This is a genomic window from Shinella zoogloeoides, from assembly GCF_003574625.1.
GTDB lineage: Bacteria > Pseudomonadota > Alphaproteobacteria > Rhizobiales > Rhizobiaceae > Shinella > Shinella zoogloeoides_A.
Genome location: NZ_QNUJ01000007.1, coordinates 67,919 through 85,735, shown reverse-complemented (window position 1 = coordinate 85,735; position 17,817 = coordinate 67,919). Strand labels below are relative to the sequence as shown.

Below are 17,817 nucleotides of genomic sequence, written 5' to 3'. Positions count from 1 at the left end.
GGCTTGCGCATGGGGCATGTTTGCTGACATTGCTCTAACGGAGGGCCTGCCATCCGGCAAATTGATATTTATGACGGCTTGCTTCAGCAAAATTGATGGGCTCAGCCCGCCACGCCCTTCAGCGTATTGGCGACGTTGAGGCCGATCTCCGGCACGCCGTAGCCGCCCTCCATGACGACGAGCACCGGCACGCCGCTCGCCGCGACCACCCGGCCCATCGTCACGTAGTCCGGCGAGGTGAGCTTGAAGAAGGAGATCGGGTCCTTCTCGAACGTATCGACGCCGAGCGAAAGGACGATGGCCTCCGCGCCGAAGGCGGCGATGCGCTTCAGGGCATCGAGAAGCGCCGCCTCCCAGACGGAATAGGGCGTTCCGGGCGCCATGGGATAGTTCTGCGTCGTGCCCGCGCCCGCGCCCTTGCCGGTCTCCTCCGCATAGCCGAGGAAATGCGGGAAGGCTTCGGCGGGATCGCCGTGCAGGGAGGCGAAATAGACGTCGCCGCGCTCGTAGAAGATATCCTGCGTGCCGTTGCCGTGGTGGAAGTCGACGTCGAGGATCGCGACTTTCTTCGCGCCCTTGTCGAGGAGGCGTTGGGCAGCCACCGCGGCGTTGTTGATGAAGCAGTAGCCGCCGAAGCTGTCGATGCCGGCATGGTGGCCCGGCGGGCGGCAGAGCGCGAAGGCCGCCTTTTCGCCGCCCGCGACGATATCGGCCGCCGTCAGCGCCGTGCGCATGGAGGAAAGCGCCGCTTCCCAGGTGCCGGGCGAGATCGCCGTCTCGGCGGCGTTGCAGTAATAGCCGAGCAGGCCGTCGATCTGGGTCGGAATGCGCGGTGAGGTACGGCGTACGGGGAAGGACGTGGCGATGGCTTCGCCCTTGTAGCCGGCGGCCTTCCACTGGTCCCAGGCGGTTTCCAGGAAGGAAAGATAGCCGGCGTCATGCACCTTCAGCGCGGTTTCCAGGCCGTACTGATCGGGCGCGGCGATGTCGGTGAAGCCGGCATCCTTGACCGCGGCCAGAATCCATTCCGCCCGGAACGGTGCCTCGAAGGGCGGCACCAGTTCGCCGCCGTAAAGCTCGCTGCGAGCATTCCTGAGCTTGTGGTCCTCGGAAAAGATGACGCGCATGAAGGGTTCCCCTTTTTCATTCGGCGCGACGGTAGTGCATTTTTCCCGGAAGGGAAATCTCTCCCGCGGGGTAGGGAATGGGCGTTCGCGGCACAGCTTGGCGGACGCTTTGCACGCCCCCTCTGCCTGCCGGCATCCCCCCGCAAGGCGGAGAATGACAAAGGCTTGCTCATCGCACGAAATTAAATGCCGAGTGTACTGCACGGTAAGCCCCTCCCCTTGTGGGGAGGGGCTTAGGAGGGGTCTTCAAACCACCGCCATCCGTCGCTGACGGGCAAGGCCGATCTGCTTGAGGAGCAGGATATCCGCGACCGCGACGGCGGCAACCGCGATGAGGCCCATGCCCGCCAGCGTCAGGCCGCCGCGGGCAAGGAGGAGAACGGCGACGCTGCCGATCACCCAGAGCGCATCTCCCGTGACGGCGACGCGCACGGCGGCGGGCGACGGCCGGTCCTGCCGACCGACGGCGAGGTGGAAGGCACCCCAGAGGACGAAGAAGGCGGCAAGGCCGGTGAGGACGGCGGGCGTCGCATGCGGGCCGACGAGGCCGCCGATCGGGCCGGCAAAGAGGAAGAGGGCGATGCCCGCGGCGAGAGAGAAGACGCCGTCGGCGAGCATGACAGATTTCAGCAGATTGCGGTTGAGGGCTGCGATCATGATGGGCTCCTTTCGTTGTCGATGAGGCCATCCTGTCGCGGCGAGGGAGGCAAACCAATTACCTTGGAGGTAATGGAAATTCCGCCGCCGCTCCTGTCTATTACAGACAGGCATGGAGGCGGACATGGAATTCGGCGAACATCTCAGGGAATGGCGCAGCCATCGGCGCCTCAGCCAACTGGAGCTGGCGAGCGAGGCGGGCATTTCGGCCCGCCATCTCTCCTTCCTGGAGACCGGCCGCTCGCGCCCCTCGGAGGGCATGATCCTGCGGCTTTCCGCCGTGCTCGACATTCCGGCGCGCGACCAGGGCCTGCTCTTCTCCGCCGCCGGCTTCCGGCCGCGCTTTACCACTGCGCCGGCGGTGAGCCTTTCGGCCTTTCCACCGGCGGTGGCGGAGGCCATCGGCCTCATCCTCGCCCGCCACGATCCCTATCCGGGCGTCGTCTTCGACCATGAATACAATGTGCTGACGGCGAACCCGGCCTTTCTCGGCCTTGCCGGCATGGCGGGGATTACGGTTTCGCCGGGCGACAATTTCCTCGACGCCTATCTCGGCGCGACGCCGCTGCGCTCCATAATCGTCAACTGGGCGCAGTCGGCGGCCGATCTCGTCCACCGCATCCGCGCCGAGGCCTGGCTGCAGGGGCCGCGCAGCCCGCTTTCAAAACGCATCGAGCGGCTGGCGGCGGCGGAAGAAATCCGCGCGGCGCTGGAAGCCTTTCCGGAAAGCGAGCGGCTGCCGGTCCTGCCCATCGAGATGAAGATCGGCGTAAAGCGCTTCAACTGGATCACCACGCTCACCTCCTTCGGCTCGGCGCAGGATGCGCTGGTGCAGGGCGTGCTGATCGAGAGCTTCTTCCCGGCCGATGCCGAAACGCGGGCTCACTTCGAAGGCGCGATCAACCGTTGATGACGACCATGCCGCCGATGATGAGGGCGGCGCCGAGAGCGTAGCGCAGCGTCAGCGCCTCGCCGAGGAAGATACTGGCCAGGACAGGCACGAAGCAGAAGGTCAGCGCCATGAAGGAATAGCCGACCGTCAGCGGCACTGCCTTCAGCACGAATATCCAGATAATCGTGCCGGCACCGTAAATGGCGAGCGCGACCAGCAACAGCGGGTTGACCATCAGCGCGGCGAGGCCCTTGACGCCGAAATCGCCTGTCGTACCGCTCGTCAGCTTGAAAAGGACCTGTCCTGCCGCGATCATGAGCGGCGTGCCGACGAGGCCGGCCCAAATGGCAGGGCTATGGCCGCCCGTCGTCACGCGATCGGCTCCGGCCGGTCTTCCATGTAAAGGATATCGCGGCCGATATCGATGCACAAATGATGCTCTGGGACCGGATGCACTGCCCTCAGGAAGGAATGCGTGTAGGGGAAGAAGTTGAAATGCGGATTGAAGCTATAGCGGTATTCGCGCTCACGCGGCACGACGATGATCACCCGGCGGCGCGCGATGCGGCGCAGTTCGGCGATCGCCTGGCGGTATTCCAGAACATGCTCGATGACATGGGTGCAGACGACCGTATCGAACTCGCCGTCCGCAAAGGGCAGCGATTCGATCATCGCCGCGACATATTCGACGCCATCGATACCGGCAGCATCCTCTATCACGAAATCGACGCCCGTCAGCCGCTCCAGGCATGGATTGCCCACTTTGATGTGGCTCAGCAGCGCGCCGGTGCCACAGCCGACGTCGCAGACGCTCTTGCCGACGATGGAGGCGACGATCCGATCGATGCAAGCCTGCGAATTGTCCGTGCCGGCGTGGACGCGCGGATGCTCGCGATACAGGTCCTCGTACTCCGCGGCGGTAAGGAACGGCGCGCGCTCGCGGAACCTTGCCAGCTTGGTGATGTGCTTGCCCCAGACGAGGCTGGCGGCTTGCCTGAACAGCGCGGAATCGCGCAGGATCGGCGGCAGCACGTCCTCGATCACGAAGCGGATGCGGTTGGTAGTTTCCCGGTTCATGTGGCTGTTCTCAACGATTGGGCTCAGGCAGCGAGATGGCGTACGGCTTTGTCTCCAGCATTTCGGGCGGACCGGACATGCCGGCCGGCGGGCAGGTTCATGTAGTGGATGCGCAGCTGCTCGGCTCGGGCGCGGGCGAGTGAATCGAGGATGAGGCCGGCGGAAAAGACGAGGAAGGAGATCATCATCAGCACCAGCGAGAAGACCCAGGTCGGCATGCGGTCGACGAGGCCGGTGCGGAAATAGGCCATCAGGACCGGCGCCATGAAGACGAGGCTGAGGCCCATGAAGCCGCCGCTGATCGCGCCGAAGAAGGTGAAGGGGCGTGTCTCCTTCATCAGCATGGCAAACATCCAGAGGATCCTCGCACCGTCGCGGAAGGTGGAGAGCTTGGAATGCGAGCCCTCCGGGCGGCGGCCGTAGTCGAGCTCCAGCTCGGCGACCGGCAGGCGCAGGCGCGAGGCATGCACCGACATCTCCGTCTCGATCTCGAAGCCGCCGGAAACGGCCGGGAAGCTCTTGGCGAACCGGCGGGAGAAGGCGCGGTAGCCGGAGAAGATATCGGAGAAATCGTTGCCGAAGAGCGAGCGGTAGAGCGTGTTGAAGATGCGGTTGCCGAAGGCGTGGCCCTGGCGGCCGGCATCGGCACGCACGCCGCGGCGCGTGCCGACGACCATGTCGGCGCCCTCGGTGATCAGCGTGCGGATCAGCTCCGGCGCGTCCGGGGCGGCATAGGTGCCGTCGCCGTCGGCCATGACATAGATATCCGCATCGATGTCGGAGAACATGCGGCGCACCACATTGCCCTTGCCCTGGCGGCGCTCGCGCACCACCGTCGCGCCGGCCAGCGCGGCACGCAGCGCCGTCGAATCGGTGGAATTGTTGTCGTAGACATAGATGCGGGCCGTCGGCAGCGCGGCGCGGAACCCGGTCACGACCTCGCCTATCGTCTGCGCCTCGTTGTAGCAGGGCAGCAGCACGGCGATATCGAGGTCTTCCAGCAAGGCATGCGTCATGGCGGCGCGATCTCCCGAGGCAGGCCGGCTCATGCGACCTCAGGTTTTACTATTTCTTGAGAAGGTTAAGGCTAGGTTTCGGCAGGCTTCCCATGGCGTCGGAAAGGGCTTCCCGTGTCGAAAACCATGCCTGCGGCTCTCCCGCTCGCACCAGCGGGCACATCCGCGCCGCGTCAGGGCATGACGCTGCAGGTGCTCGCCCTCTATGCGCTCGTGGCGATCGCCCTCGTGCTTGTCGTTTCGCTGCCCTTCGCCACGGACTATGTCGGCGCCGACAATGACGACACGATGCGGCTCGTCGTGGTGCGCGACCTGCTGGCCGGCCAGAGCTGGTTCGACACGACGCAATACCGCCTCGGCCTTGCGGGCGGCACGCTGATGCACTGGTCGCGCTTCATCGACCTGCCGATCGCCAATCTCATCAGCTTCTTCTCGCTGTTCACCGATGCGCGGCAGGCCGAGGCCATCGCGCTCGCCGTCTGGCCGACATTCCTCGTCGTACCGGTGCTGTACGGCATGGGGCTTGCGGGCTACCGGCTCGGCGGCAAGGCCGCCATGCATGCGACGCTGGTGCTGACCACGGTCTTCGTCGTCGCGCTCAACCGATTCCAGCCGGGCGCCATCGACCATCACAATGTCCAGCTCGCGCTTATCGCCTGCATATCGGCCATGCTGCTCGATCCCGGCAAGCGGGCGCGCGACCATGCGGTGGCCGGCCTGCTTGCCGGCCTTGCCATCGCCATCGGCGCGGAGACGACGCCGCTGATCGGCGCCGTCTGCCTTGTCGTCGCGCTGCGCTGGGTGTGGCACGGAGAAGCCTTCCGCGAGGCGGCGGCCGCCTTCGGCCTGTCGCTGGCGCTGACGATCACCGTCGCCTTTTTCGCGACCGTCGCACCCGCGCGCTACACGCAAGTGACCTGCGACAGCCTCTCCTACGGCTTCTATGCGCTGGCGACGTTCGGCGGCGGCGTGCTGTTCCTGGTGGCCTCGCTCGCCAGCGGCCAGTCGTTCGGCGGGCGGCTTGCGACGCTTGCCGGCGCCGGCGCGATCCTTGCAGCTTCGGTGCTGATCATCGCGCCCGGCTGCCTTGCCAACCCGCTCGACACGCTCGATCCGCTCCTGAAGACCTTCTGGCTCTCCGGCGTCATCGAGGCGCAATCGGCCGTCGCGCAGTTCAGGCTCGATCCGGGATCGGTCGGCAGCTTCTATGCGCCCGGCCTTCTCGCCATGCTGGTCTGCCTCTGGCGCATCCGGCGGAGGGAAGCCGCCGAGAGGCACCTCGTCGTCCTCGGCCTGCTGGCGGTCGCCTTCGCCGTCTCGCTGATCCAGATCCGCGGCGCGATCTTCTCCAACATGCTCTCGGCGCTGCCGCTCGGCCTTGCCATCGCCGATCTCCGGAAGGCCTCCAACGCCGCGCCGAAGAACCTCAAGCTCGGGCTCGCCTTCATCGCCGTGACGCTCGCATCGGTGCCCGCAAGCTGGGCGCTGGCCGGCGCGCTGCTGCCGGGCCGCTCGCAGGACACGCTGCGCGCCGGGCTCTCCAGCACCGCCGCCGAGCGACCCTCCTGCACCGCCGAGGCGTCGATCGCCCCGCTCGCCGCCGAGCCCGTCGGCGTGGTGGCCGGCGCCTCCAATCTCGGTTCGCCGATTCTGCGCTATACCAGCCACCGCGTTCTTTCCGCGCCCTATCACCGCAACCAGGGCGGCATGCTGACGGAACTGCATATCGGCCTTTCCAACCCGCACCAGGCGGAAGCCTTCCTGCGCGGCGCGCATGTCACGCTGCTTGCCTTCTGCGGCGACGATACGCAGACCCGCGACATCGCCGAAGCGGAGCCCGGCGGCCTCTACGCCGATCTCCTCAAAGGCAGGGTGCCGGCCTATCTGGAGCCGGTCGCGGGCACGGAAAACGCCGCCTTGCAGCTCTACCGGGTCCGGCCGGAATAGGAAAAGCGGCTGGGGATGCCGGTGCGCCCTGCCGTGCCATCGGCGGGAAAACGCACTACAATTGCCGGCATGAGCTTCTTTTCCGAAAACGATTCGCCCAGCAACCTTGCCGAATATTCGGTGTCGGAGCTGTCCGGCTCCATCAAACGCACCGTCGAGCAGGCCTTCGACCAGGTGCGCGTGCGCGGCGAGATTTCCGGCTATCGCGGCCCGCATTCCTCGGGACATGCCTATTTCTCGCTGAAGGACGACAAGGCGCGCATCGACGCGGTGATCTGGAAGGGCAGCTTCTCGCGCCTTCGCTTCAAGCCGGAAGAGGGCATGGAGGTGATCGCGACCGGCAAGATCACCACCTTCCCGGGCTCCTCGAAATACCAGATCGTCATCGAGACGCTGGAGCCGGCCGGCGCGGGCGCGCTGATGGCCCTGCTGGAGGAGCGCCGGCGCAAGCTCGCCGCCGAAGGGCTGTTCGATACGGATCGCAAGAAGCCGCTGCCCTTCCTGCCCAAGGTCATCGGCGTCGTCACCTCGCCCACCGGCGCGGTCATCCGCGATATCCTCCACCGCATCGCCGACCGTTTCCCGGTCCATGTCGTGGTATGGCCGGTGAAGGTGCAGGGCGAAGGCTCCGGGCAGGAGGTCGCGGCGGCCATCGAGGGCTTCAACACGCTGGACCCGCTCGGGCCGATCCGGCGGCCGGACGTGCTGATCGTCGCGCGCGGCGGCGGCAGCCTTGAGGACCTCTGGAGCTTCAACGACGAGATCGTCGTGCGCGCCGCCGCCGCCTCGAAAATCCCGCTGATCTCCGCCGTCGGCCATGAGACGGACTGGACGCTGATCGACCACGCCGCCGACCGCCGCGCGCCGACGCCCACGGGCGCGGCCGAAATGGCCGTGCCGGTGAAGGCCGATCTCGATGCGGAGATCGCCTCGCTCGCCGCGCGGCTGCGCGGGGCGACGGCCCGCCAGATGGACAACCGCCGGCAGGGTGTTCGCGCGCTTGCCCGCGCGCTTCCCTCGCTCGACCAGCTTCTCGCCCTGCCGCGCCGCCGTTTCGACGAGGCATCGGCCGGGCTCGGGCGCGGTCTGCAGATGAACACGGTGAACAAGCGCCGCGCCTTCGAGCGCACGGCGGCGCATCTGCGGCCCGACATGCTGCTGACCCGCATCGCCGAGCGCCGCCAGCGTGTCGCCGACCGGCTGCTCCGGGCCGAGCGCATCGTGGAGCGCCGGCTCGACCAACTCCGCGCGCGCCTCTCGGCCTTCGACGTATCGCTACGTGCGACGCCCGCCCGCATCACGACACAGACTGCGCGCGCGCGCGACCGGCTGAATAGCTTTGCGCTCCGGGCCGAAAGCGCGCTTTCCGGCGATCTTTCCAGGCGGCGCGCCCTGCTTCTGGCGCAGGACCGCATGCTGCAATCCCTCTCCTATCGCAATGTGCTGAAGCGCGGCTATGCGCTGGTGCGCGACGAGGACGGCGTGCCGGTCAAGGGCGCCGCCGAGCTCGGCCCCGGCCGCGCCATCGCCATCGAGTTCGCCGATGGCACGGTGGATGCCGTCACCGGATCGGGCGGCGGGACGCCAAGAAAGAAGCCGGCGAAGGCGGAAGCGGAGAAGCCCGCGACCCGCCAGGGCTCGCTGTTCTGAGGCCGCCATGCGCATCCTTCTCGTACTCGCCCATCCGCTGGAGGAAAGTTTTGCCGCAAGCGTCACTGAAACGGTGCGCCGTAAGCTGATCGCCAACGGCCATACCGTCGACCTGCTCGATCTCTACCGCGAGGACTTCGACCCGCGGCTCAGCCATTCGGAACGCTCGCGCTATTTCGAGCCGGCTTACGACCCATCCGAGGCCGAGCCTCTCGTCTCCCGGCTGAAGCAGGCGGACGGGCTGGTGCTGGTGTTTCCGCAATGGTGGTTCAATTTCCCGGCCATCCTGAAGGGGTTCTTCGACCGGGTCTTCGCACCGGGCGTCGCCTTCGAGAACGATCCGGACGGCGGGCGCATCCAGCCGCGGCTCGGCAATATCCATCTCTTCTGGGCCTTCACCACGACGGGCTCGCCCTGGTGGGTGGTCAACCTCTATATGGGCAACCCGGTACGGCGCCTGCTGAAGCGCGGCATCGCCGCCTTCTGCGCCAAGGGGCTCGATTTCAAGATGGTCAATCTCTACGACATGGATCGCATCGACGACGCGAAGCGCAAGGCGCATCTCGCACGGGTCGAAAAACTCGTCGACCGGATCTGACTATTCGAAATCCTTGAGGAATTTTCGCAGGAGGCCGTCAAGCGCCGCCCGCTCGCCCGCGTCCAGGCTTTCGAGCAGCCGGTGCTCGTTTTCGACATGGGCCGTCACCGCCTCGTCCACCAGCGCAAGACCCTTCGGCGTCAGCGCGATGATGACGCCGCGCCGGTCGTCCGGATTGTGCGAGCGCTCGATCAGCGCCGCCTTTTCCAGCTGGTCGAGCCGGTTGGTCATCGTGCCGGAGCTGACCATGGTGGTCGCGATGAGATCGCCGGGCGAAAGCCGGTAGGGCGGACCGGAGCGACGCAGCGTCGCCAGCACGTCAAAGCTCGCCGAATTGAGCCCATGCGCCAGAAGCGTCTTTTCGATCTCGCGAGCGACATGGGTGCGCAGTCGCGCCAGCCGGCCGAAAAGGCCCATCGGCTCGACATCAAGGTCCGGCCGTTCGCGGTTCCACTGTTCAAGAATTCTGTCGACGTGATCCATAGCTCGACTAAAGCAGAGATTCTCTTGACGTCAAGATAAATCAATGTACCTTGACGTCAAGATTCTTTGATTGGAGACAAATCATGTCCCGCGCTTCCGACCTTCTCCTCACCGCCATCGCGCCCGCTGTCTGGGGCAGCACCTATATCGTCACGACCGAGCTTCTGCCGGCCGGCTACCCCCTGACCGTCGCCATGCTGCGCGCCCTGCCCGCCGGGCTTCTCCTGCTGGTGCTCGTTCGCCAGCTGCCCAGCGGCATCTGGTGGCCGCGCACCTTCCTGCTCGGCGCGCTGAACTTTTCCTTCTTCTGGGCGATGCTCTTCGTTTCGGCCTACCGGCTGCCCGGTGGCGTCGCAGCGACGGTCGGGGCCATCCAGCCGCTGATCGTGCTCGGCCTGTCGCGTGCGGTGATGGGTACGGTCGTGCGGCCGCTCTCGGTTCTCGCCGGCCTTGCCGGCATCGGTGGCGTCGCGCTGCTGGTGCTGACGCCGGCCGCGGCGCTCGACCCGGTCGGCATCGCCGCGGGCCTTGCCGGCGCGGTCTCCATGGCCTTCGGCACCGTGCTCTCACGCCACTGGCAGCCGCCCGTGCCGCCGCTCACCTTCACCGCCTGGCAGCTCACCGCCGGCGGCCTGCTGCTGGTGCCCGTCGCACTGGCCTTCGAGCCGGCCTTGCCGATGCCGACAACGGAAAACCTCGTCGGCTTCCTCTATCTCGGCGTGATCGGCGGGGCGCTCACCTATATCGTCTGGTTCCGCGGCCTTGCGCGGCTCGATCCAGCCACGGTCTCGCCGCTCGGCTTCCTCAGCCCGCTTGTCGCCGTCGTGCTCGGCTGGGCGCTGCTCGGGCAGGATCTCAGCCTGCTGCAGATCGGCGGCATGGTCGTGGTGCTGGGCAGCGTGTGGCTCAGCCAGCGGACGCAGGCGACAGTGGCGCAGCCTGCCGCCGGCGGAAAGGCGGTATCGTCAGCCGCTCGCTGACGATGCTTGCCCCGCCCGCGGCCATCATCCCCGGGTCAAACCCGGGGATGAGCGTGCCGGAGGAATGGGATGCGAAAGCTCACGCCCACTCGCCGGCGCGCATGACCGGGGTGCGGCTTCCATCGGCGCGGATGCCGTCGATATCCACCTTGTCGGAGCCGATCATCCAGTCGATGTGGATGAGGCTTTCATTGCCGCCCTGCGCGCGGATCTCATCCGGCGAAAGGCTTGCGCCGTCGAGGAAGCACTTGGAGTAGCACTGGCCGAGCGCGATGTGGCAGGAGGCGTTCTCGTCGAACAGCGTGTTGTAAAAGAGGATGCCGCTTGCCGAGATCGGCGAGGAATGCGGCACCAGCGCCACTTCGCCTAGCCGGCGCGCGCCTTCGTCCGTGTCCAGCACCTTGTTCAGCACCGCCTCGCCCTTCGACGCCTTCGCCTCGACGATACGGCCGCCCTCGAAGCGCACCTGGATATCGTCGATCAGCGTGCCCTGATGGGAGAGCGGCTTGGTGGAGGAGACGTGGCCTTCGACGCGCAGCGCATGGGGCGTCGTGAAGACCTCTTCCGTCGGGATGTTGGGGTTGCAGGTGATGCCGTTCTTCGCCGTGGAGGCGCCGCCGTGCCATTCGTGGCCGTCGGCAAGGCCGACCGTGAGGTCCGTGCCCGGGCCCTTGAAATGCAGGGCCGAGAAGCGCTCGCCGTTCAGCCAGGCCGAGCGCTTGGCAAGGTTCGCATTGTGCGCCGCCCAGGCCGCGACCGGATCGGCGACATCGACGCGCGAGGCGGCGAAGATAGCGTTGGCGAGTTTCTCGACCGCCACATTTTCCGGGTCGTTCGGGAAGACCTGTTTTGCCCAGGACGGGTTCGGATAGGAGACGATGTTCCAGTTGATGTCGAAATTGGCGATCTTCTCCAGCGCCGGCTTGTAGGCGGTGGAATTGGCCTTGTTGGCGCGGGCGACCTTGGCCGGATCCTCGGCCGAAAGCAGCATTGGATTGTCGCCGGCGATGGCGAGGCGCGCCGCGCCGTTGGCGTAAGCCTTGGCCATGCCCTCGTAGAGCCAGTCCGTCGCGCGGTCGAAGCTTTCGTCCGGGGCGTGATGGTAGCGCGCGAGCGTCGCCTCCTCGTCGGCATAGAAGGTGCTGACGAGACCGGCACCGGCCATATAGGCATGCTTGGTGATGAGGCGGACGAGCGGCAGCGCGGCGATCGGCGCGGTCATCACGAGGTCCTGCCCCTTGCGGAGCTGGAGGCCGACGCGCACGGCGACTTCGGCGAGTTTTTCGAGCTTTTGCGGATCGACGGAAGGATTGGTCATGGCAGCCTGCTTTCTGGAATCGATGCGGGAAACGTAGTGCGCCGAAGCGGCAATGAGAAGGTCAGGCGACGACGGGCGCGGCAATCGCCTTCAGCGCCGTCACCACGTCGCGCGGCGCAAGGCGCACCTGGAGGCCGCGCTGGCCGCCGTTCATGTAGACGGCCTCATGCGCCAGCGCCTCCGCCTCGATGGCGGTCGGCACCTGCTTCTTCTGGCCGAAGGGGCTGATGCCGCCGACGACGAAGCCGGTCAGCCGCTCGGCATCCGCCGGCTTCATCATGTTGGCGGACTTGCCCCTGAAGGCGCTCGCCAGCTTTTTCATGCTGACCTCGCGATCCGAGGGCACGATGACGCAGACCGGCTTGCCGTCCACCTCCGCCATCAGCGTCTTGAGGACACGCGACGGATCCTCCCCCAGCGCTTCGGCGGCCTGGATGCCGACGCGGTCGGCGGTCGGGTCGTAGTCGTAGGTGTGGACGGTGAAGGAAACGCCGGCCTTGGCGAGGGCCTGGGTGGCGCGGGTGGTCTTGGACATGGCGGGCCATCAATGAGAAATCGATCGGTCCGCATGGGTGCAGGAGCGGGGCCGGCATGTCAATGCGGTCGGGGCGCCAGTGAGCGACGGCGCGCCTGTTCCCGCGGGAACAGCGGACGGCGGAGGGATATGAGACCTTCTGATCACCGGATGAGAGAGGCTCATCCCCACCGATCAGGAGAGAGACCCATGCGCAAGATCATCGTTTCCGCCACCATCGCCCTCGTGGCCGCCATCTCCTTCGCCGCCCCCTCGCAGGCCGGCTACTACAGCTACGGCTACGAGCCCTACTGCTTCGTCAAGAAGGTGAAGACCTACGACTATTACGGCAATGTGATCGTCAGGAAGATCAGGGTCTGCCGCTAAACGGCCCCTCACTGACCTCCCCGAAGGCCCGGATGTTCCCTGCATCCGGGTCTTTCGTTTGTCCTGCAGTGCGGATGGGTCGAGCCCGAGGATGACGACAGAAGGGGAGTATGGCGCATCTACCAGCCGGCCCGCATGCCGCAGCGTTCAAGGGAAGCGGAAACATGCCCCCCTCCGTCATCCTCGGGCTCGACCCGAGGAGCGGCACGGCACGCTCAATAGCCGGCGCTGCGATCCACCAGATGCTCCAGCGGCTTGCCGCTTTCCAGCCGTCCGATCTGGTGGGCGACGTGGCGGAAGAGGGCGGCGACGTCGGAGGCGGCGGCCGCGTGGGGGGTCATGAAGACCCTGTCCATCGACCAGAACGGGCTTTCGAGCGGCAGCGGCTCCTGCTGGAAGACATCGAGCGAAGCGCCATGGAGCGTGCCGTCGTTGACGGAGGCCACGATGTCGGCCTCGACCTGGCTGCCGCCGCGACCGCCATTGATGAAGACCGGGGCGCCGAACGGGCCCTTGCGGCTGAGGCGGGTGAAGAGTCCGGTATTGTAGATATCGCGCGTATCCGGCGTCAGCGGCAGCAGGCCGACGAGGAAATCGGTCCTGCCGAGGAAGGCGTCGAGGCCTTTCTCGTCATAGGTCTCGAAGCCCTCGGCCTTGCGGCCGCTCTTCGACCAACCGATGACGTTGAAGCCGAGCGTCTTCAGCTTTTGCGCCGAATCCTGCCCGAGTACGCCGAAGCCCATGATGCCGACGGTGATGTCCTTCGCCTCGGGCTGGGGAAGCTCGCGCCAGATGCGCTTTTGCCGCAGCGCCTCATAGGCCTGGTGCTGGCGCAGGTGCATGAGGCATTGCATGACGATCCATTCGCTCATGCGGGTCGTCAGCGTGTCGTCGACGAAGCGGACGAGCGGCACGTCCGGCAGGCCAGGCAGCGTCAGCACATGGTCGACGCCGGCACCGCCGGAGAAGACGACCTTGAGATCCTTCGCGCGGGAGAAGAGATCGGCGCTTGGCCTCCAGACCACCGCGTAGTCGATGCCGGAAAGGTCGCGGTTGCGGTTTGCCGGATGCAGCAGGTTGATGACCTCGCGCCCGGGAAAAGCGCCCTTGAGCGCGGCGGCGACCTCTTCCTGGTCGAATTTCAGATCGATGATGACCGGGCTTTTCGTCGACATGCTGCTTCCTGCTGCTACTGGCTTATCGTCTCGCTGCGGACGGCTTCGAGGTTGAAGGCGGCGGCCATGAGGGCCCTGGTATAGGCCTCGCCCGGCCGCTCGATGATGTCCTTCGCCCGGCCCTTTTCCACCACGCGCCCGCCGCGCATGACGATGATGTCGTTGGCGAGCGCGCGCACGACCTTGAGGTCGTGGCTAATGAAGAGATAGGCGAGATTGTGCTTCGCCTGAAGATCGCGCAGGAGTTCGACCACCTGCGCCTGCACGCTCATGTCGAGTGCGGAGGTCGGCTCGTCCAGCATGACGAATTCGGGTTTCAGCACCATGGCGCGGGCGATCGCGATGCGCTGGCGCTGGCCGCCGGAAAATTCGTGCGGGTAGCGCCAGCGGGTCGTGGGATCGAGGCCGGTTTCCTCCAGTGCAGAGGCGACGCGATGGTCGCGCTCGGCTTCAGAAAGCGAGGGCTCGTGGATCGTCAGGCCTTCCCCGACGATATCGGCGACCGACATGCGCGGCGAGAGCGAGCCGTAGGGGTCCTGGAAGACGATCTGCATGCGCCGGCGCAGCGGCCGCATCTCGGCGAAGGTATGGCCGGCGATGTCCTGTCCGACGAAGGCGATGCGGCCCCTGGAAGAGATGAGCCGCGTCAGCGCGAGGCCGAGCGTCGTCTTGCCGGAACCGGATTCGCCGACGACGCCGAGCGTGTGGCCGGCGCGCAGCGTCAGGTCGATGCCGTCGACGGCCTTCACATGATCGACGACGCGGCGCATGAAGCCGGCCTTGATCGGGAACCAGACTTTCACGTCCTCCGCCTCCACGACGACGGGCTGGCTGTCGTCGGCCGGGCGCGGCTCGCCGCGAGGCTCGGAGGCGAGCAGGTGGCGGGTATAGGCGTGCTGCGGGTTGGAGAATATCTCCTCGACCGGGCCGGTCTCGACGATCCTGCCCTTGGTCATCACGCAGACCCTATCGGCGAACTTGCGGACGATACCGAGGTCGTGGGTGATGAAGAGCATGGACATGCCGTGCTCTTCCTTGAGGTTCTTCAGGAGTTCGAGGATCTGCGCCTGCACGGTGACGTCGAGCGCGGTGGTCGGCTCGTCGGCGATCAGCAGTTCCGGGCGGTTGGCGAGCGCCATGGCGATCATGACGCGCTGGCGCTGGCCGCCGGACAGCTCGTGCGGATAGGCGGCGAGGCGCTTTTCCGGCTCGCGGATACCGACCTGATTGAGGAGTTCGAGGATTTTCGCGCGCGCGGCGGGGCCTTCGATATCCTGGTGCAGCTTCAGGATCTCGCCGATCTGCCGTTCGATGGAATGCAGCGGATTGAGCGAGGTCATCGGCTCCTGGAAGATCATGGTGATGTCGTTGCCGCGCACATTGCGCAGCGCCGCATCCGACGCTTTCAGGAGGTCCTTGCCCTTGAAGACGATCTCGCCGGACGGATGGCTTGCGGCGGGATAGGGCAGCAGCCTCAGGACCGAGTTCGCCGTCACCGACTTGCCGGAACCCGATTCGCCGACGAGGGCGACGACCTCGCCGCGGTGGATCTCGAAGGAGACGCGGTCGACGGCGAGCGAGGTGTTGCCGCCCTGATGGAAGGCCACCGACAGGTCGCGGACGGAAAGGATGGTTTCGGGAGCGCTCACCGGAAGGTCTTCCTCGGATCGAAGGCGTCGCGCGTCGCTTCGCCGACGAAGATCAGCAGCGACAGCATGACGGACATGACGACGAAGGCGGTGAGGCCGAGCCACGGCGCCTGAAGGTTCTCCTTGCCCTGCGCGATCAGTTCGCCGAGCGAAGGCGAGCCCGGCGGCATGCCGAAGCCCAGGAAGTCGAGCGAGGTGAGCGTGGTGATCGAGCCCGACAGGATGAAGGGCAGGAAGGTGAGCGTCGCGACCATCGCATTCGGCAGGAGGTGCCGGTACATGATCGTCGCATTGCCGACGCCGAGCGCCCGGGCGGCCCGGACATATTCGAAATTGCGGGCGCGCAGGAATTCCGCGCGCACCACGCCGACGAAACCGACCCAGGAGAAGAGCAGCATGATGCCGAGCAGGATCCAGAAGCCGGGCGGCAGGATGGCGGCGATGATGAGCAGGATGTAGAGCACCGGCATCGAGGACCAGATCTCGATGAAGCGCTGCATCAGAAGGTCCGTCCAGCCACCGAAGTAGCCCTGTATGGCACCGGCCGTCACGCCGACCACGGCCGAGCAGATCGTCAGCGCGAGGCCGAAGAGCACGGAGATGCGGAAGCCGTAGATGACGCGGGCGAGCACGTCGCGCGCCTGGTCGTCCGTGCCGAGCCAGTTGAGATTGTGCCAGTTGCAGTTCACGTCCGCCGCGCCGTCCGGATAGCCGGAGCAGCGCTCCTCCTTCGACATCAGCCAGAAGGGCTTGGTCGGGGCGGAATGCGGGATGTTGGAATTGGTCGAGCTGTAGGAATAGCGGATCGGCGGCCAGATCATCCAGCCGTTCGCCTCTATCTCCTCGGTGATGAAATCCGAGCGGTAGTCCGTCTCGGCGAGGAAGCCGCCGAATTTCTCCTCCGGGTAATCGATCACGACGGGGAAGAGCAGCTCGCCCTTGTAGGAGGCGAGGATCGGCCGGTCGTTGACGATGCATTCGGCAAAGAGGCTGAGCACGAAGATGACGAGGAAGATCCAGAGCGACCAGTAGCCGCGCCGATTCGCCTTGAAGTTCTCCCAGCGCCGCTTGTTCGTCGGCGAGAGCAGGCCCTTCCTTGGCGGAGCGATCGGACTCGTATCCGTCACGGCGGTCATCAGACGTCCCTCCGCTCGAAATCGATGCGCGGATCGACCCAGGTATAGATGAGGTCGGAGACGAGGGAGACGACGAGGCCCATCAGCGAGAAGATGAAGAGCGTCGCGAAGACGATGGGATAGTCGCGCCGGACGATGGAATCGTAGCCGAGGCGGCCGAGGCCATCGAGCGAGAAGATATATTCGATGAGGAGCGAGCCCGTGAAGAAGGCCGAGATGAAGGCGCCGGGAAAGCCGGCGATGATGATCAGCATGGCGTTGCGGAAGACGTGGCCGTAGAGCACCTGCCCCTCGGTCAGGCCCTTGGCGCGGGCCGTCGTGACATATTGCTTCTTGATCTCGTCGATGAAGGAGTTCTTCGTCAGGAGCGTCGTCGTGGCGAAGGCGGAGAGCAGCAGCGTGATCAGCGGCAGCGTCATGTGCCACATGTAGTCGAGCGGCTTCTGCCACCAGGCGAGGCTGCTGAAATTGTCCGAGACGATGCCGCGCAGCGGGAACCAGTCGAGGAACGAACCGCCGGCGAAGACGACGATGAGCAGGATGCCGAAGAGGAAGCTCGGCACCGCATAGCCGATGATGATGATGCCCGACGTCCAGACGTCGAAGGCCGAGCCGTCCTTCACCGCCTTGTGGATGCCGAGCGGGATGGAGATCGCGTAAGAGAAGATGAGGATCCACACGCCGAGCGAGATGGAGACCGGCATCTTCTGCGCGATGAGGTCGACGACGGAGACGTTGCGGAAGAAGCTCTCGCCGAAGTCGAAGCGCATGTAGTCCCACATCATCGTGAAGAAGCGCTCGAGCGGCGGCTTGTCGAAGCCGAACTGCTTTTCCAGCTTGGCGATGAATTCTGGATCGAGGCCGCGCGCGCCGCGATAGGCGCTGTCCTGCCCAACCTGCAGCATGTCGCCGCCCCCGCCGGACAGGCGATCGCCGCCGCTCTGGCTCGTCAGATCCGCGATGACCTGCTCGACCGGGCCGCCGGGCGCGAACTGCACGATCGCGAACGAGATCGCCATGATGCCGAAGATCGTCGGGATCATCAGCAGGATGCGGCGCAGGATATAGGCGCCCATCAGCGATTACCCGCCCGATTGCGCCGCGTCGATGTCCAGCCGTCCAAGCCCGATCCTTCCGTTCTTCCGCCGCCGCGCGGCCGGTGATTCGTCATCGCTATATGGAGCCCAGCCGGACCGCCTGTGCAAGCCCCG

General features: G+C 66.0%; 18 protein-coding genes. 6 read left to right on the top strand and 12 right to left on the bottom strand.

Annotation, left to right across the window (positions count from 1 at the left end; translation table 11 throughout):
* Positions 1-101 precede the first annotated feature (101 nt).
* Both DSD28_RS15170 and DSD28_RS15165 read right to left on the bottom strand, forming a co-directional pair.
* A complete protein-coding gene (locus DSD28_RS15170) occupies positions 102-1,127 on the bottom strand; it encodes a histone deacetylase family protein (RefSeq protein ID WP_119257262.1) in 1,026 nt (341 codons plus the stop codon).
* Between the two features lie 246 nt (positions 1,128-1,373).
* Positions 1,374-1,784, bottom strand: coding sequence for a hypothetical protein (locus tag DSD28_RS15165; protein WP_119257261.1), 411 nt, complete (start codon positions 1,782-1,784; stop codon positions 1,374-1,376).
* A gap of 124 nt (positions 1,785-1,908) precedes the next feature.
* On the opposite strand from DSD28_RS15165, the gene DSD28_RS15160 reads away from it, so the two are divergent.
* Positions 1,909-2,694, top strand: coding sequence for a helix-turn-helix domain-containing protein (locus DSD28_RS15160; protein ID WP_119257489.1), 786 nt, complete (start codon positions 1,909-1,911; stop codon positions 2,692-2,694).
* Here DSD28_RS15160 and DSD28_RS15155 read toward each other — a convergent pair.
* The 3 genes from DSD28_RS15155 to DSD28_RS15145 are packed head-to-tail and all read right to left on the bottom strand — an operon-like array spanning position 2,684 to position 4,769.
* Positions 2,684-3,049: a transporter gene (locus tag DSD28_RS15155; protein ID WP_245424846.1), complete on the bottom strand. Its 366-nt coding sequence runs from the start codon at positions 3,047-3,049 to the stop codon at positions 2,684-2,686. The two genes, DSD28_RS15160 and DSD28_RS15155, sit on opposite strands and share 11 nt — an antisense overlap.
* Positions 3,046-3,753: a class I SAM-dependent methyltransferase gene (locus tag DSD28_RS15150; RefSeq protein ID WP_119257260.1), complete on the bottom strand. Its 708-nt coding sequence runs from the start codon at positions 3,751-3,753 to the stop codon at positions 3,046-3,048. The genes DSD28_RS15155 and DSD28_RS15150 overlap by 4 nt, the downstream gene beginning before the upstream one ends.
* Before the next feature lie 23 nt (positions 3,754-3,776).
* Positions 3,777-4,769, bottom strand: a complete 993-nt coding sequence (locus tag DSD28_RS15145; RefSeq protein ID WP_119257259.1) for a glycosyltransferase — start codon at positions 4,767-4,769, stop codon at positions 3,777-3,779.
* 126 nt (positions 4,770-4,895) lie between these two features.
* Between DSD28_RS15145 and DSD28_RS15140 the strand changes: the two genes are divergently transcribed.
* The 3 genes from DSD28_RS15140 (at position 4,896) to DSD28_RS15130 (ending at position 8,964) form a co-directional block, all read left to right on the top strand.
* On the top strand, positions 4,896-6,716 hold the full coding sequence (locus DSD28_RS15140; protein ID WP_119257258.1) for a hypothetical protein: 1,821 nt from the start codon (positions 4,896-4,898) through the stop codon (positions 6,714-6,716).
* A gap of 69 nt (positions 6,717-6,785) precedes the next feature.
* A complete protein-coding gene (gene xseA / locus DSD28_RS15135) occupies positions 6,786-8,366 on the top strand; it encodes an exodeoxyribonuclease VII large subunit (RefSeq protein WP_119257257.1) in 1,581 nt (526 codons plus the stop codon).
* Between the two features lie 7 nt (positions 8,367-8,373).
* A complete protein-coding gene (locus DSD28_RS15130) occupies positions 8,374-8,964 on the top strand; it encodes an NAD(P)H-dependent oxidoreductase (protein WP_119257256.1) in 591 nt (196 codons plus the stop codon).
* Here DSD28_RS15130 and DSD28_RS15125 read toward each other — a convergent pair whose 3' ends face one another.
* Entirely contained in the window at positions 8,965-9,447 is a 483-nt protein-coding gene (locus DSD28_RS15125; protein WP_119257255.1) for a MarR family winged helix-turn-helix transcriptional regulator, read from the bottom strand.
* An 83-nt stretch (positions 9,448-9,530) separates the two neighbouring features.
* Between DSD28_RS15125 and DSD28_RS15120 the strand changes: the two genes are divergently transcribed.
* The gene (locus tag DSD28_RS15120; protein WP_119257254.1) at positions 9,531-10,427 is read left to right on the top strand and encodes an EamA family transporter; all 897 of its coding nucleotides are present in this window, start codon (positions 9,531-9,533) and stop codon (positions 10,425-10,427) included.
* Between the two features lie 79 nt (positions 10,428-10,506).
* On the opposite strand, the gene DSD28_RS15115 is transcribed toward DSD28_RS15120, so the two are convergent.
* The gene (locus tag DSD28_RS15115; RefSeq protein ID WP_119257487.1) at positions 10,507-11,745 is read right to left on the bottom strand and encodes an aminopeptidase; all 1,239 of its coding nucleotides are present in this window, start codon (positions 11,743-11,745) and stop codon (positions 10,507-10,509) included.
* A gap of 61 nt (positions 11,746-11,806) precedes the next feature.
* Entirely contained in the window at positions 11,807-12,280 is a 474-nt protein-coding gene (ybaK, locus tag DSD28_RS15110) for a Cys-tRNA(Pro) deacylase (protein ID WP_119257253.1), read from the bottom strand.
* 189 nt (positions 12,281-12,469) lie between these two features.
* On the opposite strand from ybaK, the gene DSD28_RS25940 reads away from it, so the two are divergent.
* Positions 12,470-12,646 (top strand): hypothetical protein, encoded by a 177-nt coding sequence (locus DSD28_RS25940; protein ID WP_162911415.1) that lies wholly within the window; start codon positions 12,470-12,472, stop codon positions 12,644-12,646.
* 215 nt (positions 12,647-12,861) lie between these two features.
* Here DSD28_RS25940 and DSD28_RS15105 read toward each other — a convergent pair whose 3' ends face one another.
* From DSD28_RS15105 to DSD28_RS15090, 4 genes are read right to left on the bottom strand one after another with little or no spacing between them, the layout of a single operon-like run.
* Positions 12,862-13,821, bottom strand: a complete 960-nt coding sequence (locus DSD28_RS15105) for a 2-hydroxyacid dehydrogenase (protein ID WP_119257252.1) — start codon at positions 13,819-13,821, stop codon at positions 12,862-12,864.
* Between the two features lie 14 nt (positions 13,822-13,835).
* A complete protein-coding gene (locus DSD28_RS15100) occupies positions 13,836-15,470 on the bottom strand; it encodes an ABC transporter ATP-binding protein (RefSeq protein WP_119257251.1) in 1,635 nt (544 codons plus the stop codon).
* Positions 15,467-16,606: an ABC transporter permease gene (locus DSD28_RS15095; RefSeq protein ID WP_119257250.1), complete on the bottom strand. Its 1,140-nt coding sequence runs from the start codon at positions 16,604-16,606 to the stop codon at positions 15,467-15,469. The genes DSD28_RS15100 and DSD28_RS15095 overlap by 4 nt, the downstream gene beginning before the upstream one ends.
* Complete coding sequence (locus tag DSD28_RS15090; RefSeq protein ID WP_119257249.1) at positions 16,606-17,682, bottom strand: microcin C ABC transporter permease YejB; 1,077 nt, start codon at positions 17,680-17,682, stop codon at positions 16,606-16,608. Before DSD28_RS15090 ends, DSD28_RS15095 begins: the two co-directional genes overlap by 1 nt.
* Positions 17,683-17,817: the final 135 nt, after the last annotated feature.

Excerpts from the sequence above, each read along its gene's own strand:
- DSD28_RS15130 (WP_119257256.1), top strand. The coding sequence starts at position 8,374 with ATGCGCATCCTTCTCGTACTCGCCCATCCGCTGGAGGAAAGTTTTGCC.
- DSD28_RS25940 (WP_162911415.1), top strand. The coding sequence starts at position 12,470 with ATGCGCAAGATCATCGTTTCCGCCACCATCGCCCTCGTGGCCGCCATC.
- DSD28_RS15120 (WP_119257254.1), top strand. The coding sequence starts at position 9,531 with ATGTCCCGCGCTTCCGACCTTCTCCTCACCGCCATCGCGCCCGCTGTC.
- DSD28_RS15165 (WP_119257261.1), bottom strand. The coding sequence starts at position 1,784 with ATGATCGCAGCCCTCAACCGCAATCTGCTGAAATCTGTCATGCTCGCC.
- DSD28_RS15150 (WP_119257260.1), bottom strand. The coding sequence starts at position 3,753 with ATGAACCGGGAAACTACCAACCGCATCCGCTTCGTGATCGAGGACGTG.
- DSD28_RS15125 (WP_119257255.1), bottom strand. The coding sequence starts at position 9,447 with ATGGATCACGTCGACAGAATTCTTGAACAGTGGAACCGCGAACGGCCG.
- DSD28_RS15170 (WP_119257262.1), bottom strand. The coding sequence starts at position 1,127 with ATGCGCGTCATCTTTTCCGAGGACCACAAGCTCAGGAATGCTCGCAGC.
- ybaK (WP_119257253.1), bottom strand. The coding sequence starts at position 12,280 with ATGTCCAAGACCACCCGCGCCACCCAGGCCCTCGCCAAGGCCGGCGTT.
- DSD28_RS15090 (WP_119257249.1), bottom strand. The coding sequence starts at position 17,682 with ATGGGCGCCTATATCCTGCGCCGCATCCTGCTGATGATCCCGACGATC.
- DSD28_RS15140 (WP_119257258.1), top strand. The coding sequence starts at position 4,896 with ATGCCTGCGGCTCTCCCGCTCGCACCAGCGGGCACATCCGCGCCGCGT.
- DSD28_RS15105 (WP_119257252.1), bottom strand. The coding sequence starts at position 13,821 with ATGTCGACGAAAAGCCCGGTCATCATCGATCTGAAATTCGACCAGGAA.
- DSD28_RS15095 (WP_119257250.1), bottom strand. The coding sequence starts at position 16,606 with ATGACCGCCGTGACGGATACGAGTCCGATCGCTCCGCCAAGGAAGGGC.
- DSD28_RS15145 (WP_119257259.1), bottom strand. The coding sequence starts at position 4,769 with ATGACGCATGCCTTGCTGGAAGACCTCGATATCGCCGTGCTGCTGCCC.
- DSD28_RS15115 (WP_119257487.1), bottom strand. The coding sequence starts at position 11,745 with ATGACCAATCCTTCCGTCGATCCGCAAAAGCTCGAAAAACTCGCCGAA.
- xseA (WP_119257257.1), top strand. The coding sequence starts at position 6,786 with ATGAGCTTCTTTTCCGAAAACGATTCGCCCAGCAACCTTGCCGAATAT.
- DSD28_RS15160 (WP_119257489.1), top strand. The coding sequence starts at position 1,909 with ATGGAATTCGGCGAACATCTCAGGGAATGGCGCAGCCATCGGCGCCTC.